Source organism: Cohnella thailandensis (assembly GCF_014212135.1).
Classification (GTDB): domain Bacteria; phylum Bacillota; class Bacilli; order Paenibacillales; family Paenibacillaceae; genus Cohnella; species Cohnella thailandensis.
This window is the reverse complement of sequence record NZ_JACJVQ010000003.1, coordinates 255,511-269,888: the sequence shown is the minus strand read 5'-3', so window position 1 is coordinate 269,888 and position 14,378 is coordinate 255,511. Positions and strand designations below refer to the sequence as shown.

Annotated in this window: 14 protein-coding genes; 5 read left to right on the top strand and 9 right to left on the bottom strand. The window is 56.6% G+C overall.

Features of this window, described 5'->3' with window-relative positions:
- The first annotated feature begins 34 nt into the window (after window positions 1–34).
- Together H7B67_RS03545 and H7B67_RS03540 are read left to right on the top strand one after the other, a co-directional pair.
- Window positions 35–931 carry an AraC family transcriptional regulator N-terminal domain-containing protein gene (locus H7B67_RS03545; protein ID WP_185118524.1) on the top strand — a complete coding sequence of 299 codons (897 nt, stop codon included), beginning with the start codon at window positions 35–37 and terminating at the stop codon, window positions 929–931.
- A gap of 77 nt (window positions 932–1,008) precedes the next feature.
- Window positions 1,009–1,503 carry an HPP family protein gene (locus H7B67_RS03540; protein ID WP_185118414.1) on the top strand — a complete coding sequence of 165 codons (495 nt, stop codon included), beginning with the start codon at window positions 1,009–1,011 and terminating at the stop codon, window positions 1,501–1,503.
- A gap of 11 nt (window positions 1,504–1,514) precedes the next feature.
- On the opposite strand, the gene H7B67_RS03535 is transcribed toward H7B67_RS03540, so the two are convergent.
- Window positions 1,515–2,066 (bottom strand): DUF1697 domain-containing protein, encoded by a 552-nt coding sequence (locus H7B67_RS03535; RefSeq protein ID WP_185118413.1) that lies wholly within the window; start codon window positions 2,064–2,066, stop codon window positions 1,515–1,517.
- A gap of 185 nt (window positions 2,067–2,251) precedes the next feature.
- Between H7B67_RS03535 and H7B67_RS03530 the strand changes: the two genes are divergently transcribed.
- Entirely contained in the window at window positions 2,252–3,505 is a 1,254-nt protein-coding gene (locus H7B67_RS03530; protein ID WP_185118412.1) for an MFS transporter, read from the top strand.
- Window positions 3,506–3,569: 64 nt separating this feature from the next.
- On the opposite strand, the gene H7B67_RS03525 is transcribed toward H7B67_RS03530, so the two are convergent.
- From H7B67_RS03525 to H7B67_RS03500, 6 genes are all read right to left on the bottom strand, one after another.
- Window positions 3,570–5,849 (bottom strand): RICIN domain-containing protein, encoded by a 2,280-nt coding sequence (locus tag H7B67_RS03525; protein ID WP_185118411.1) that lies wholly within the window; start codon window positions 5,847–5,849, stop codon window positions 3,570–3,572.
- 17 nt (window positions 5,850–5,866) lie between these two features.
- Window positions 5,867–6,622 carry a hypothetical protein gene (locus H7B67_RS03520; RefSeq protein WP_185118410.1) on the bottom strand — a complete coding sequence of 252 codons (756 nt, stop codon included), beginning with the start codon at window positions 6,620–6,622 and terminating at the stop codon, window positions 5,867–5,869.
- Window positions 6,623–6,645: 23 nt separating this feature from the next.
- Complete coding sequence (locus tag H7B67_RS03515) at window positions 6,646–7,461, bottom strand: carbohydrate ABC transporter permease (RefSeq protein WP_185118409.1); 816 nt, start codon at window positions 7,459–7,461, stop codon at window positions 6,646–6,648.
- A 1-nt stretch (window position 7,462) separates the two neighbouring features.
- Entirely contained in the window at window positions 7,463–8,380 is a 918-nt protein-coding gene (locus H7B67_RS03510) for a carbohydrate ABC transporter permease (protein WP_245363692.1), read from the bottom strand.
- A complete protein-coding gene (locus tag H7B67_RS03505) occupies window positions 8,370–9,689 on the bottom strand; it encodes an ABC transporter substrate-binding protein (RefSeq protein WP_185118408.1) in 1,320 nt (439 codons plus the stop codon). The genes H7B67_RS03510 and H7B67_RS03505 overlap by 11 nt, the downstream gene beginning before the upstream one ends.
- Window positions 9,690–9,805: 116 nt before the next feature.
- Window positions 9,806–10,804, bottom strand: a complete 999-nt coding sequence (locus tag H7B67_RS03500) for a LacI family DNA-binding transcriptional regulator (protein WP_185118407.1) — start codon at window positions 10,802–10,804, stop codon at window positions 9,806–9,808.
- Between the two features lie 264 nt (window positions 10,805–11,068).
- Between H7B67_RS03500 and catA the strand changes: the two genes are divergently transcribed.
- Window positions 11,069–11,728, top strand: coding sequence for a type A chloramphenicol O-acetyltransferase (catA, locus tag H7B67_RS03495; RefSeq protein WP_185118406.1), 660 nt, complete (start codon window positions 11,069–11,071; stop codon window positions 11,726–11,728).
- Between the two features lie 72 nt (window positions 11,729–11,800).
- Here the strand turns inward: catA and H7B67_RS03490 are convergent, their stop codons facing one another.
- Window positions 11,801–12,670 carry an SDR family oxidoreductase gene (locus tag H7B67_RS03490; RefSeq protein WP_185118522.1) on the bottom strand — a complete coding sequence of 290 codons (870 nt, stop codon included), beginning with the start codon at window positions 12,668–12,670 and terminating at the stop codon, window positions 11,801–11,803.
- A gap of 143 nt (window positions 12,671–12,813) precedes the next feature.
- Here H7B67_RS03490 and H7B67_RS03485 point away from each other — a divergent pair, with 143 nt between their 5' ends.
- Window positions 12,814–13,278 (top strand): GNAT family N-acetyltransferase, encoded by a 465-nt coding sequence (locus H7B67_RS03485; RefSeq protein WP_245363694.1) that lies wholly within the window; start codon window positions 12,814–12,816, stop codon window positions 13,276–13,278.
- Window positions 13,279–13,393: 115 nt separating this feature from the next.
- Here the strand turns inward: H7B67_RS03485 and H7B67_RS03480 are convergent, their stop codons facing one another.
- On the bottom strand, window positions 13,394–14,284 hold the full coding sequence (locus tag H7B67_RS03480) for a LysR family transcriptional regulator (RefSeq protein WP_185118405.1): 891 nt from the start codon (window positions 14,282–14,284) through the stop codon (window positions 13,394–13,396).
- Between the last annotated feature and the right edge of the window lie 94 nt (window positions 14,285–14,378).

The following is a 14,378-nucleotide window of genomic DNA, read 5'->3' as shown; positions in this document are numbered from 1 at the left end:
TAGAAGGCTTGGCGGAAGCGGGAGGAGGGTCGAAGTGAACAGTCACGAGGAATTGTCTAAATTAATTGGGAAATTCGCAGCCGACGACGGGGTTCATTCCACGGTAATCCCCTCGCTTGAACTGATTCGCAGTTCCACGACCACATTGCCCGTACTCAGGGTTCATGAACCGGCTCTTTGCATCGTCGCTCAGGGCTCTAAGGTCGTTATGCTTGAACAAGATCGTTTCTCCTATGGACCTTCCAATTATTTGGTCGTATCGATGGACTTGCCGATCTCTGCCCAAATTACGGAAGCTTCCCTTGATAATCCGTATTTGTGCATACGCCTTAAGCTTGATCCCTTGCAGATTCTTGATATTTTGAGGGAATCTTCTGCTCCGTCCATCAAGAAGAAGGGGATGCGAAGGGGCATATTCGTATCCGAAACGAACCCATCTCTCCTGGATGCCGCGATAAGGCTCGTCCGTCTTCTGGAGACGCCCGAGGACGTCCCTATTCTTGAACCGTTAATCCTTCGCGAACTTTATTATCGAATTCTGAAGGGAGAGCAAGGGGAGTATCTCAAGCAGATTGCGCGGGACGGGAGCAGCATGCAGCGTATCGTAACGGTCATTCGTCGGATCAAAAACAACTATGCGGAGCCTTTGCATACCGAGGAATTAGCGAATTCCGTCCATATGAGCCCCGCATCGCTATTCCGCCATTTCAAAGAAGCGACGGCCATGAGTCCGCTTCAATATCAGAAGAAGATCCGTCTTCTGGAAGCAAGGCGCCTATTGTTATCGGAAGCCGTAGATGCAGCCGAGGCAGGATTCCGAGTGGGCTATGAAAGCCCATCCCAGTTCAGCCGCGAATACCGAAGAATGTTCGGAATGCCTCCCATTAGCGATATGAAACAATTGCAATCTCCCTTAAAGATCAAATATTGACGGATGAGATAAACATGATAGAATGAAACGGGTCCAATTCGGATCGGAAAAGAATGCGGGAGGCTTTAGCAGGTTCGATGAACATCAAGACGATAGCGATTTGCTTCTACATCATGGTTATTTACTGGTTTTCGCTTCATATCTCGTTTCTGGATACGTTGTTTTTCCCGACGCTTGGCGCCTTCGGCTTCTTGTTCCTGTCTCGTTCCTTCCAGCACAAGGAGCTTGTCCGAATTACGATAGGGGCCTTCGTGTCCGCCGTCATCGGAACCTTGCTGGTTTACGTTTATCCGAGCTCCATTTCGGTCTTTATCAATGTCCTGATCACCATGCTGCTGATCAATAAATTCAAATGGAATGCGCCTCCGATCGTGGCCATTTCCCTGATTCCGTTCTTCTCGCATTCGACCCATCGATGGGTGATTCCGCTCTCCGCCTGCGCCGTGCTGGTCGGCCTTATGCTGACGCTGTTCGTCGCGGAGCGCGTCGACAACAAGTTCGGACACTTGATCGCTTTTCCGAACAAAAAAAGACTGCGAGCCGACTCCGACTCGCTCGATCTATCGGCGTAAGCCGATTTTTTTTATGCTTCGACGGCCTGCGTCTGCATTAACTCGTATATTTTGCGGGCCGTGTTGACGTTGCGGACGGTGACTTGCCGATAGAGCTTCGTGCCGATGATCTTGCTCATGCCGCTCTTGGAGGCATTGATTTTATCGTACGACCATAGAATCGCCCCCGGAGCATAAAGGACCCGATCGATCCCCGGTTTGATGTGCAGCTCCTCCAGTACGGACTCCCGGTCGTATTCCTCCCACAGATAAAGAACGTCGCTCTTCATGTTCGCGTCGTTCGTCCAGTCTTCGGGAAGCTTGTCCATGATATTTCGGATTTGGTCCAAGGTTCGTATCATCACTCGGATGCTAAGCCCGAAATCCGCGAGAATGGCATCCTCCAGCTTGGAGGCCAATTCCTCCGAAGAGCGAAGCTCGTCCGAGAAAACGATGTTGCCCGAGTTGATATACGTAACGACTTGAGAGAGTCCCAGCCCTTCGAACGTGCGTTTGAGCCGCTTCATATCGACCTTATTGTTGCCGCCTACGTTGATTCCCCGCAGCAAGGCCACGAATACCATCGTTGTTCCTCCAATTCATACCCTCATTTAGTTAAAGTATACAATTATTATAGGGGGAAGAAACAGGAAGAAACAATGAAACGGAGAGCATGGCCCAGGCGTAATAAGTAAAGCGTGTATTGCGTGCTGCAATAAGGCAATACTTGCAAATAACGGCTCCATTTATTCGCGGAAAGGTGTTGGGGATGGCACAAACCGAAGAGCATAAGAGCAAGAATTGGCGAAGGGATATTATTCTCTTCATGAGCAGTCAAACCATATCGTTGTTCGGATCCGCGTTAGTCCAGTATGCGATCATGTGGTACGTGACGCTCACGACCGAATCCGGCCTTATGATGACGCTATTTATCCTTTGCGGGTTCATCCCGACCTTCGTGTTATCGCCGTTCGCGGGGGTATGGGCGGACCGGTTCAACCGCAAGAATCTGATCATGTTGGCCGATGCTATGATTGCCTCCGTAACTCTGATTCTAGCGATCACCTTTCTGCTAGGTTACGATGAGGCTTGGCTGCTGTTCGTCATTGCGGCCGTCCGCGCGCTCGGCACGGGAATTCAGACGCCGGCGGTAGGGGCGATCCTGCCTCAGATCGTGCCGGAGGATAAGCTGACGAAGGTCAACGGAATCAACGGAACCCTTCAGGCGCTTATGATGTTCGTCGCTCCGATTGTCAGCGCCACGCTGCTTACGGCGGCTACGATCGAGGTCATCTTCTTTATCGACGTGATTACCGCGGCGATCGCGATTTTCTCTTTATTGTTCTTCTTGAAAATTCCGCTGCACCAAAAGGCAACGGATGCGCAAACGACCAGCTATCGGGAGGACTTTAAGCTTGGCCTGACCTACATTAAGAACCATAGCTTTCTCAAATCCTTCTTTATCTTTTTCGCGATTTTCTTTGTTCTGATGGCTCCGGCCGCGTTTCTGACGCCGTTGCAGGTGACGCGCAGCTTCGGAGACGATTATTGGCGACTCACGGCCATCGAGATCGCTTTCTCGGTCGGGATGATGGCCGGCGGAGCCCTCATCGCCTCGTGGGGCGGCTTCCGCAACAAAATCCATACGATGACTCTCGGCAACCTGGTGATGGCCGCATGTACGGTCCTGTTGGGCTTGATCCCCAACTTCTGGATTTATTTGATCCCGATGGCCGTATTCGGCTTGGCCATGCCTATGTTAAACACTCCGACGACCGTCATGCTGCAGGAAAAGGTGGACCCGAATTACATGGGGCGCATCTTCGGCGTCTTCGGCATGATCTCGACGTCCATGATGCCGATCGGGATGCTGATCTTCGGACCTATAGCGGATGCGGTCGATATCGAATGGCTTCTGGTCGGAACCGGATTGCTTATGGCCGTCCTGACCTTATTCTTCGTTAAGAACAAACAGCTGGTCGAGGCCGGAAGGCCGGCCGTGCAGGAAGCGGCGCAGGGGTAGGGGAAGCAAGCGACGGGCCGGAGTCAATCGCCTAATGAGCGATTGACCCCGGCCCGTATTGCGATTACAGAGGCTTAATGAACCAACGCTGATTATTGCCTTCGTGCGGATTAAACAGTATCAGTCGCGTTCCGGCCGTGTAATTCCCGTCGGAAATATCGATGACCTTGCCGCTGAGAGGGTGACGGAACGTAAAGGATTTATCCGTCTTGTTGTAGAGCAGCGACCAGTGCTGACTTGGCGCTTGGTCCAGCCAAGCCGTGAGCAGCTTCGTTCTGTCCGTTATCGCTCTGTTCATCGTATCCACCACCGTTGCCCCCGACTGAATGTAGCCAAGGCTATCCTGAATATTGACGAGCCGGAAGGTTCCGTCCGCGTTGTTCAGCGTTCTCCATAAAGAACCGGTCATGTAGGGCGTGGAGAGCGCCAACTCGGCATTCGCGTAGCCCGATCCGGAGGCCAAGCCCATGGTTAGATTAAGATTCTGCGTCTCGTAGAACATGTACGTCTCAACGGGTACGAGCCGCCATCGTTGATTATATCCGCCGTTGCTCTCCCAGATTTGCACCTTGGTGCCGTTCGCGGTATTGCCGTTGTAGACGTCGAGCACCTTGCCGCTGGCGGCATGCTGGATCTTGTACGTGCCGTCGCCATAATCTTGCAGCCGCCATCGTTGGGCAGGGGTAGAATTGGTCTCCCATAGGTTGATCTTCGTGCCGTTCGTGCTGTCGTTATTAAATAAATCGAGCGATTTATTCGTCAGAGGATTGACGAACCGAACCGTGCCGTCTCCGTTCTGCTGGATTCTCCATAGCTGGTTGTCCAGCTTCTGGGTGGTCCAAATGGAGATTGCGGTTCCATTCTCCGACGATCCGTAAGAGACATCGAGCGCTTTGCCGCTTTCGAGGCTGACGATGGCGTATTCGGTGTTCGTGTTGAAGTCGGTCACGTCCGAGATGGCTAGCTGCGCCGCTTGTCTCGTGAACATCTCGGAATTCAGCACGTAGAGCGGATCCTCGATGGTAAGCGCCCCGGCCCATTTCTTCGTGTCCTCGTAGCTGCGGGAAGATTCCTTGTATACGGGATAGGCTCCCGTTCCGTCGTCCTTCCAGTTGAAGCCGATGAGCGTGCGTCCATTGACGGCCAACGGGGCTTCGACGTTGACGTCCGGCGGTCTCCACGATTGCATGTTGGTGACGGAACCGGCGAACTGGTTGTAGGCGTCCTTGAAGGATTGAATGCTGAAATCTCCTACCCCGATCTCGAACGTCACGACCGAGCTGCCGAGCCCGCGGGCCCAGTCCCGCAAATACTGGGTGACGTTGGCCATGATCTGAGAGGTGTCCGGACCGGGGGAGCCGGGGATGATGGACGGATCGCCCTTTGCGTTGGGCGGTACGAGGCGGTTGGACACGACAGGGATCCATTTATACTTCGTATAGGAGGAGCCGATCAGAGCCGCTACCGACTCCGGATGAGGCTGGGAGGAACCAGGGTTCTCCGCATTGAACCATCCGCCCTTGAAGACGTTGGCGAATGGCTTGAGGATAACCCAATCCTTAGCGGGCCGCCCCGTGCAATCGGTGACATTGTCGATCGCTTGAATAGCCGCCTTCACTTCGTCCAGATGACGCAGGTCGATGACGACGGTCATCCCCGGATATCGGGTTCCGATATGGTTCAGGGCAGCCTCCAGCATCGGAACCTGGCCGTAATGGCCAGGCACCCATTGCCCGATCGCGTCCGCTCCGTCCAGCGTTCCCAAGTAGCCGGAATTTTTGTCGAACAGAATAAGGTCCGTCTTGGAGACGACCTCGCTGGACAGCTGCTTGACCAGCGGGTTGTACTGGTTCATCGTTCCCCAGTCTCCGTAATCCTGAGGGCGGTAGCCGTCATGCGTCTCCCCGAAGAACGGATTCCAGGAGCCGAACCCCATGCTCTCGGAATAGTCGGTGACTCTTCCCGCCGTATAATCATGCAGCAAGGCCAGCTTGCCGTCGGAGGTCAGCTTGACGTCCAGCTCGACCATCTCGAAGCGGAGCGCGGCGGCGTTGTCGATCGCCGTCAACGAATTCTCGGGCGCCGGCTGCGGAAGGTCCGCATCGGTTCCCCAAGCCCCCCGGTGGGCCGACAGGAACGGCCCGACCTCGGCCGTTCGCGGCTGGCCCAACGCTTTCATCAGTTTCTGGGGGTTATAAGCGGCTCCGGCCCATGGCCCGTAAGGCTCGCATGCGGCCACCGCAGCTTCGGCGGAGACATCGACTTCGCTAGCAAGACTCGTCCCGCCGGGCACGAGCACCAGAGCGGACATCAACAGAAGGATATACGATTTCCATTTTCCCATCGGGTTTTACGCCTCCTTTATCCGTTGCGAATAAACTCTTTGACGGCAAACACGTCCCGAAAATCGTTCATATGATAGTGATGCTGATAGACCAGCTCCGCTACCTCCAGCTCGATGGTCAGCTCCAGCTCCCGGTTTATCCGCCTCAGCGTATCGTACAGGCCGCGCACTTCTTCCGGGCTGTGCTCCCGAATCTGGTGGTAGCCGAGCGACACGTGCGGGACGTAACGCTCGCCGAGCGGATAAACGGCCTCCATCCTCTCGAATAAGTCGGTCAGAAGGAGCGAATCCTCCTCCGAGCAGGGCACGAACTTCAGTCCGATAATGTCCTTGCCTCCCGTGCTTACGCCGAGCGCCCGCATGCGGATCGTGCGGCCTTGGTATCGTTCGGCTATGCGGCGGAACTCCGCTTCGACCTTCGGCTCGGTGTCCTGAATGCTCCGCTTGATGAGCTCGTTGTCGTTGGCCACGTTGTACACGTTGCTAAGGGCGTGAATGGTCAGGTGGTACGTGTCGGGGTCCAGCGCGACGAGAAGGTCGCCGTGCTCTCCGAAGAGGCGATCCCGGACGGCGAGGCAGGCCTCGTTGTCCTTCCGGGACAGCATGATGACCGTCGTTGCTCCATAGAACGGCTTCATTTCTCCGGACGGCGTGATTTTCTCCAGCAGCTTCTCGGAGACGGCCCATGGGCTGGGCGGCTCGTCCATTTGCCGATCGAACAGCTCGACCAGCTTTTCCGTAAATTCCGGGTGCGTCATCTTCTGCAATGCCATTCCTCCTGCATCCTGGGGGATCGTTATTTGATGGCTCCATCCGTCAGTCCCGACACGAAATACTTCTGCAAGGCGAGGAACAGGACGGTGACGGGAACGACCGCGAGCACCGCGGCGGCGGACGCCGAGCCGAAATCGAACGAGGTGTCCGAGAAAAAGCGGGAAATCGCGAGCGTAATCGTCTGGTTGCGCGGCTTCTGCAAGAAATAGAGCGGGAACTCGTAGTCGTTCCAAACCTTGAGCCCCTTCAGAATCAGAACGGCGGCGGTAACGGGAGCAAGCTGAGGCAGGACGATCCGGTAGAACAGTCCGAAATGTCCGCAGCCGTCGACCTTCGCGGCCTCGTCCAGCTCCCTCGGAATCGTGCGGATAAAGTTGGCGTACAGGAAAATGCTCAGAGGCAGGTTGTACGTCGTCAAGATCAGTACGATACCCCAATACGTATTGATCGCGTTCAGCCGATTCATCATCGAGTACAGCGGGACGATAATGCTGAGCGTCGGCACCATCATCACGCCGAGAATGACGTTCATCCAGACGCGGTTCAGGCGGGATCGAATACGGGCCAGAGGGTAAGCCGTCATGGATCCGATCGCCACCAGGAGAATCGCCGTCGAAACCGTCAGGACAAGCGTGTTGCCGAACGCTCGAAGCAGCTCGCCGTCGATGAACGCATTCTTGAAATGCTCGAAATAAAGGTAATTCGGAAACTGCCAGCGGCTCGTCAGGTCGGTAGGACGCTTGAGGGCGACGGACAGCGCGACGTAGATCGGCAGCAGGTGGATGACGGCAAGCAGCGCTCCGACAAGCGGGAGCATGATTTTCCAAGTGCGGCTCATCTCAATACTCCACTTCTTTTCTGTAGAGATACCGGTTGACGACGACCGTGATCGTCATGATGGACAGGAACAGCGCGATGCCGAGCGTGGCGGAGTAGCCCGCGTTCTGGCTGACGAAGTACAAGTAATTGATCATCGTCGAGAACGAATGGGTGCTGAAGCCCGGGCCTCCGGCGGTCAACGCCATGACCAGGTCGAACAGCTGCAGGCCGCCGATCAGCTTCAGCGTCACGTTGGTGATGATGGCCGGCGCCAGGAGCGGGAGCGTTATGCGGCGGAACCGGCTCCACGCCCGGACGCCGTCCATCTCGGCGGCCTCGTAGTACATCCGCGGGATCGTCTGCAGCCCGGCCAAGTAAATGACCATCGCCTGTCCGACATACTGGATCGAGGTGATGAACAGGATCAGGCTGACCGCCCGCCGCTGATCGGCAAGCCAATCGACCGGAGCGAGCCCGAACGCGGCCATCGCATCGTTAAGCGCTCCTCCGCTGTACTGCAGCATGAAGTACCAGATGTACCCCATGATCAGGCCCGAGATCATGACCGGCAGATAGACGGCTGCCCTTGCGACCGTTCTCCCCGCGAATTTCCGGTTAAACAGCATCGCGTAAGCGAGCCCCCACGCGTTCTGAACGATAGTGGACCCGATCCCGTAGATGAGCGTGTTCACGAAGGCGGTGCGGATGTTCGGATCCCGGAATAGCTTGCGGTAATGGTCGAGCCCGATATAGGAATAGTGCTGGGAGTACCCGTTCCAGTCCGTGAACGAGATCCGAACCCCGCTAAGCAGCGGGTAGAAGACGAAGGCGCCGAACAGAAGCATGGCGGGCGCGTACATCGCCGCGAGCTGCAGGCGGGAGACCAGCCGGCTTCGGTTCAGGACCGCTCGGCGGCCGGAGCGCGCGTCACTTGGCATTGGTCAAGCGGGTATAATCCTCGCTCATCGCGGAGAAGACTTGTCCGGCGTCCATCGTTCCGGACAGCAAGCCGGAGCCGACGGTCCCGAGCGTGGTGAACATGCCGTTAGGCAAGTACTGCCTATCGAAGTGGTTCGATACGGCCGCGCCTTCGTACTGGTTGAATGTCTCCTGCAGCGCTCCGAGGTTCGCCTCGACCCCGCTCAGCCCCGCCGGAAGCGAGTAAGCCTCCGCGATCTTGCGCACGTTGTCCGGCTGAGCCAAGTAATCCAGGAACAGAAGCGCTTCTTCCTTGTGCTTCGTGTCCTTCCAGACGCCGACGGAGTCGCGTTCGCCGCTGATGAGGAACGGCTCGGAGCTCTCGCCGTTTACCGGAATGCGCATCATGGACACCCGGGAGTCGGGGTTCAGCTTCATGATTTCGGCGATCGTCTGATTCGACTGGAACGCGAAGGCCGCTTTGTTCTTGGCGAATTCGGAATAGATCGTGGCCTTGTCCGCCGTCAAATAATCCGCGTTCAGATAGCCCTTCGATTTGAGATTCGACACGAAATCCGTCACGGCGGCGAATTGGTTCCAATCGAACGAGCCTTGCTCGAAAGCGGCTTTGTAATCGGGATTGCTCTGAACGAGCAAGGACAGGGACACCCGGCTCATCAGTCCGGCGATGTCGGAGGACTCCTTGCCGGCGACCGCTACGGGCGTGTACCCGGCCTTCTTGATCGCCTCGCAGGCGGCCAGGAACTGTTCCCACGTCTCGGGAACGGACAGGCCCAGCTCTTGCAGGATCGATGGATTGTAGACCATCCCGCTGATGTCGATATCCATCGGCAGGGCCAGCAGGTTGCCGCCGGCATCGGTTACGACCGGCTTAATCTCCTCCGCCACTTGACTTGCCCACGCCCGGTCGTTCAGCGGCAGCAGGTATTCGCCGAATCGGCGCACGGACCAGCCCGCTGTCGAGAAGAGGTCCGGCATGTCGTTGCTGGCCATCTTCGCGGTCATGAGCGTATTGAAGTCCTTGCCCAGCTCGGCGACCTCGACGGTAATGCCCTCGTGCTCCTCGTTGAATCGTTCGGCGATGTCCTTGAACGCGTCCAGCGTGCCGCCCGAAGCGTTCGTCGAGAAGTCGAGCGTGACCGGCGATTTCGCGGAAGGCGAAGGCGGCTGGGAAGAGCTCTCGTACGGGGCAGCGTTGCCGGACGGACTGGATGCGGAATCGGCGGAATTGTTGCCGTTCCCGCAAGCGGAGACGAACATAGCGAGCAGCAGCAGAACGATCGGCGTCTTACGGTTGATTTTTCTCATCATCACCATTCCATTTCCGTGTTTTATAGGCCAAGCATATTGAATCCGGCTCTGAAATGACACCGGTGTCAATCTTTGATTTCGGAAGCCGCGATAAGCGTTATCCCGGTATGGCGTTAACGGACGCTGTCTCGGACGATTAGACGGGGCTCTACCTGGACGGAAGCGATGTCGGTCTCGCCTTCGACCAGCTTCTCGATCACTCCGAACATCTCGAAGGCGAGGCGTTCGAAATCCTGGCCCATCGTCGTTAACGGCGGACAATAATATTGCGAGATGGGAATGTTGTCGAATCCGATGACCGATACGTCCTTCGGAATGGAGAGGCCGTGGGCGTGCAGGGAGCTGTACACCGCGATCGCCTTCTCGTCGCCGGATACGAAGAACACTTCCGGCAGCTTTCCTTGCTCGATCCTTCCGTCGACGAAGCTGCGGATCGCCTCCAGGTTGTTCATGCCGTAGACGATCTCCAGACGCTCGGACGGAACGTTTCTCCGGGAATAAACCTCGCGGATCGCGTCGGCCCTCTCCCGGTTAACATCGATTTCCGCTCCCAGAAGCAGGCAGATGGACGTCAGGCCCCTCCCGAACAGAAACTCCGCCGCTTCGTACATTCCCGCTTTGTTGTCATTGGAGATCGATAGAGGGGCGAGCGGGTTTTTCTCGAAGGAGATGAACGGAATGTTGCTTCGGTCGGCCAGTTCGATGCGCTTGTCGTTCTCGCTCAAGTAGAACAGGACGAGGACGTCGATATAGCCTCCGGACTTCTCCAGCATGGAGTGGCGAAGGTCCGAGTCGTCGTAGATCACCTCCTGAATGACCGTGAAGCCTCTGGCGTTCGCTTGCTTGGTCATAAAGGACATCAGGTAGTCGAACCATTGCGTCGTATTCTGGCCGTGCGTCTTGCGGATGGACACCAGCACGTTCTTGTTCGTTTTACTGCTCAAATTCCTCGCGTAGATGTTAGGCTTGTAATTGGTGTCGGCTATGACTTGCAGAATCTTGTCCCGCGTGCTCGGCTTGACGTTCTTGTCCTCGTTCAGTACGCGAGATACCGTCTTGAACGAGAACCCCGACAGTTTGGCGATATCCCGGATCGTGTATTTCGGTTGCATGCGATGCGATCTCCTTCATTTGTTGTGTTCTTTAACAGTGCGATGACACCGGTGTCTAATTGGATGAAAAATCGGGATCCGGGCCTGTCCTACTCCAAGGATAATCCCGGTATGTTAGGGTAGTATTATCGAGTTGTAAATCTTGTCAATCATTTGTTCGAATGGTATCGTATGAAAAAAACAAGAAACGGGATTGAGGATATGGTGGTTAAAGCAGTTGACGTGCCCTCCTAAAATACAACCATTTTTAGGAGGGCTAAGAAAATGAACTTCATTCCGATCGACATGGAAGACTGGCCGCGCAAGCCTTATTTCGAGCATTATTTAAACCGGGTGAGATGCACCTTCAGCATGACCGCCGATATCGATATCACCCTGCTGCGGGCCGAACTGAGAAGCAAGGGGGTCAAGCTATACCCCGCCCTGATTTATATGATTACGACGGCGGTGAACCGCCATCCGGAATTCCGAACCTGCTTCGATTCGGAGGGCCGATTGGGCTATTGGGATCGCATGTCTCCCGGCTTCACTATTTTCCACGAGGAGGATAAAACCTTCTCCAGCATCTGGGCTCCGTTCCGCGAGGAGTTTGCAGCGTTCTATGAGGGATACCTTCAAGCGACGAAGACCTACAAGAACGCGAAGTCGTTATTCCCGGACCCGGGCGAACCGCCGAACACGTTCCCGGTCTCCAGCATTCCGTGGGTCGGCTTTACGGGATTCAACTTGAGTGTTTATAACGAGGGGACTTACTTGCTGCCTATATTCACCATGGGCAAATACAAGGAACAGGACGGCAAGATCCTTCTTCCGTTATCGGCGCAGCTACACCACGCCGTTTGCGACGGCTACCACGCCGGCGTGTTGTTCCATGAGCTTCAAGAGCTGGCGGCGGATGGCGAGAGTTGGCTGGCAAGGATGTGATCTACTCGGTCCGAACAACAGGCTGCGACAGAAATGTCGCGGCCTGTTGTCGTTCCGCGGGCTGCTGCATAATTAATCGCGCTTGCTCCCCAGCGCCCTCCTGACCGACGCTTCGATCCACCGCCAAGGAAGCAGTCCGGAGCCGAGTTGAAGCAGCCGAGCGCCCCGGCCGACGGGATAGCGAAGGCGGGAGAGCTTGCGGCGATCGGCGAGCCGGGCCACCAGATCGGCGACCTCTTGCGGATCGGGAGCCGTGGCTGCCGTTCGCTTGGTGTAGGCGAGCAGAGCGTTCAGCTCTTCGCGGTAGGGGGAATCGGGCCGCGTATGCATTCCGGCGAGTCCCTTGCTCCAGATCGCCGTGCGGAACGAGCCGGGTTCGACGAGGGCGACTTGGACGCCGTGCTTGGCCGTCTCGTGGCGCAAGCTCTCGCTGAAGCCCTCGACCGCGAACTTGGAGGCGGCGTACGGCCCGAAGCCGGGGAAGCCGGCTCTCCCGCTTACGCTGCTGATCTGAATGATCTTGCCTCCGCCTTGCTCCCGCATGGCGGGCAAGAAAGCCCGCGTAACGGCGACGAGTCCGAAGAAGTTCGTCTCCAATTGGGCTCGCCAAGCCTCCATCGGGACCTCCTCGACGAAGCCGCCGACGGCCATGCCGGCGTTGTTGACCAGCACGTCGAGCCGCCCGTAACGGGCAAGCGTGTCCGCCGCGGCCGCTTCGATCGAGGCGGCATCCGTCACGTCGAGCCGCACCGTCTCGATCCGCCGGCGAATGCCGGCTTGCTCCGCGGCGTGAATCAGCTCCTCGCTCCGCGTGAGATCTCTCATCGCCGCGGCGACCCGATAGCCCCTCCTCGCCAGCTCGAGCGCGATCAACAGCCCGAAGCCGCTGGATGCTCCCGTGACCAGCGCGGTTCTTGCCTCGCTCCCCTGATCTCTTCCGATCACTTGCTTCCCTCCTCGAGAATAGAAAAAGCGCAAATCTATTTACTGAATTATACTAGGGAATCCAAGCTTTCGGCGCATTTCTTCATTCCTTCATCCCGGGCTAGGGGGATAGGATAGGGAGAAAAAGAGGAGAAACGCCTATGGAATTCCGTTCGAATCTCACGCTAGGTAACCCCAGAGCCACGCTTGTCCCTTTGCAGTCCGAACATGTAAACGACCTGGCACCGCTTCTTAGCGATCCGAGAATTTGGGAATATACTTGGAGGAAAAACAACACGGAAGAAGCGGTTAGGCAAGCCCTGGATTTAGCTTTGCGCAACAAGGAGGCCGGCACGCAGCTTCCTTTTGCCGTTTTCGACGCGACTTCGGGGCTTATGGCCGGAACGACTCGGCTAGGCGACCTGGATAAGCCGAATCGCAGCGTCGAGATCGGCTGGACCTGGCTCTCTCCGGAATTTTGGGGAACAGGGATGAACCTGGCTTGCAAATATCTTCTATTGCGGTATTGCTTCGAAGAGCTTGGGGTCATCCGCGTCCAATTCTCCGCCAGCGGCAAGAATATACGATCCCAAAGGGCGCTGGAGAAAATCGGGGCCGTCAGGTAAGGCGTCCTCCGCCGGCATAGAATCGACGCGACGGACGGAGGCACCGTTCACGATAATGTTTTCTACAGCATTCTGGACAGCGAATGGCCTCTGGTTAAGTCTCGGCTTGGCGGACTCAAATAACCGCCGTCAGCCTCGTCTTCCCCGCCACGAAGTCGCGGAACATGCGCGCTGCCGGGGACAAGTAACGCTTCTCCTTCCACTCCACGCCGACCTCGAACAAGTTATTCTCGAAGTCGACTTTTAGCCACGACAGTCCGTCCAAGGTCAACCCTTCCGTCCGAGGCAGAAGAGACACGCCCAGCCCGGCGGAGACGAATCCCGCCACCGTCGGGAGGTCCTCCGCGACGTATTGGACGTTCGGCGTTACCCCGGCATCCGTAAACAGACGGTCGATGGAGGACTTGAGGCCGCATTCGTTGCGAAGGCCGATATACGGTTCATCCGCAAGCTCGGCTAGCTCCGCTTTTTTTCTTCCGCTCCAGGAATGCTGCTTCGGGACGACCAAGTCGAGCCGGAACTCGAGGAACGGCTGCCACAGGGAGCCGGACTCGCCGGAGCAGGACGACGTAATGACCAGATCGCAGGCCCCCGACTCCAACTGACTCTGCAGATAAGCTCCCGTTCCTTGCTGCAGCTCGAAGCGGACGTTCGGATGCAGCTGCTTGAACTGCTTGATCAGGCTCGGAATCAGCCGGGTGCCGAGAACGTTCAGGAACGCCAGCGTAATCACTCCCGTGTCCGGGTTCGTCAGCTCCGCGATCTCCCTGCGTCCTTTCTCGATCTCCTGCACGGCGCCTTCCACCCTTCGCGCGAACAGCTCTCCGTACCGGTTAAGCCGGATGTTGCGTCCGCTGCGCTCGAACAGCTGCACGCCCAACTCCTCTTCTAGTTTGGCGAGCGAGTGGCTCAGCGCCGGCTGAGTAATGGACAATTGCTCGGCCGCCCGGGTCACATGCTGCAATCTGGCGACCGTCAGGAAGTATTCCAGCTGGTTGAGCTCCATGGCACGCCCTCCGATTCATTATTTCTGTGCATGATATTAATGAAAATAATAAGTTAGACGTAATATGTTGTCAAATTTTACAATAACGCCATCG

Coding starts and splice junctions, on each gene's coding strand:
- H7B67_RS03540 (WP_185118414.1), top strand. CDS start 1,009: ATGAACATCAAGACGATAGCGATTTGCTTCTACATCATGGTTATTTAC.
- H7B67_RS03535 (WP_185118413.1), bottom strand. CDS start 2,066: ATGGTATTCGTGGCCTTGCTGCGGGGAATCAACGTAGGCGGCAACAAT.
- H7B67_RS03530 (WP_185118412.1), top strand. CDS start 2,252: ATGGCACAAACCGAAGAGCATAAGAGCAAGAATTGGCGAAGGGATATT.
- H7B67_RS03525 (WP_185118411.1), bottom strand. CDS start 5,849: ATGGGAAAATGGAAATCGTATATCCTTCTGTTGATGTCCGCTCTGGTG.
- H7B67_RS03520 (WP_185118410.1), bottom strand. CDS start 6,622: ATGGCATTGCAGAAGATGACGCACCCGGAATTTACGGAAAAGCTGGTC.
- H7B67_RS03515 (WP_185118409.1), bottom strand. CDS start 7,461: ATGAGCCGCACTTGGAAAATCATGCTCCCGCTTGTCGGAGCGCTGCTT.
- H7B67_RS03510 (WP_245363692.1), bottom strand. CDS start 8,380: ATGCCAAGTGACGCGCGCTCCGGCCGCCGAGCGGTCCTGAACCGAAGC.
- H7B67_RS03505 (WP_185118408.1), bottom strand. CDS start 9,689: ATGAGAAAAATCAACCGTAAGACGCCGATCGTTCTGCTGCTGCTCGCT.
- H7B67_RS03500 (WP_185118407.1), bottom strand. CDS start 10,804: ATGCAACCGAAATACACGATCCGGGATATCGCCAAACTGTCGGGGTTC.
- catA (WP_185118406.1), top strand. CDS start 11,069: ATGAACTTCATTCCGATCGACATGGAAGACTGGCCGCGCAAGCCTTAT.
- H7B67_RS03485 (WP_245363694.1), top strand. CDS start 12,814: ATGGAATTCCGTTCGAATCTCACGCTAGGTAACCCCAGAGCCACGCTT.
- H7B67_RS03480 (WP_185118405.1), bottom strand. CDS start 14,284: ATGGAGCTCAACCAGCTGGAATACTTCCTGACGGTCGCCAGATTGCAG.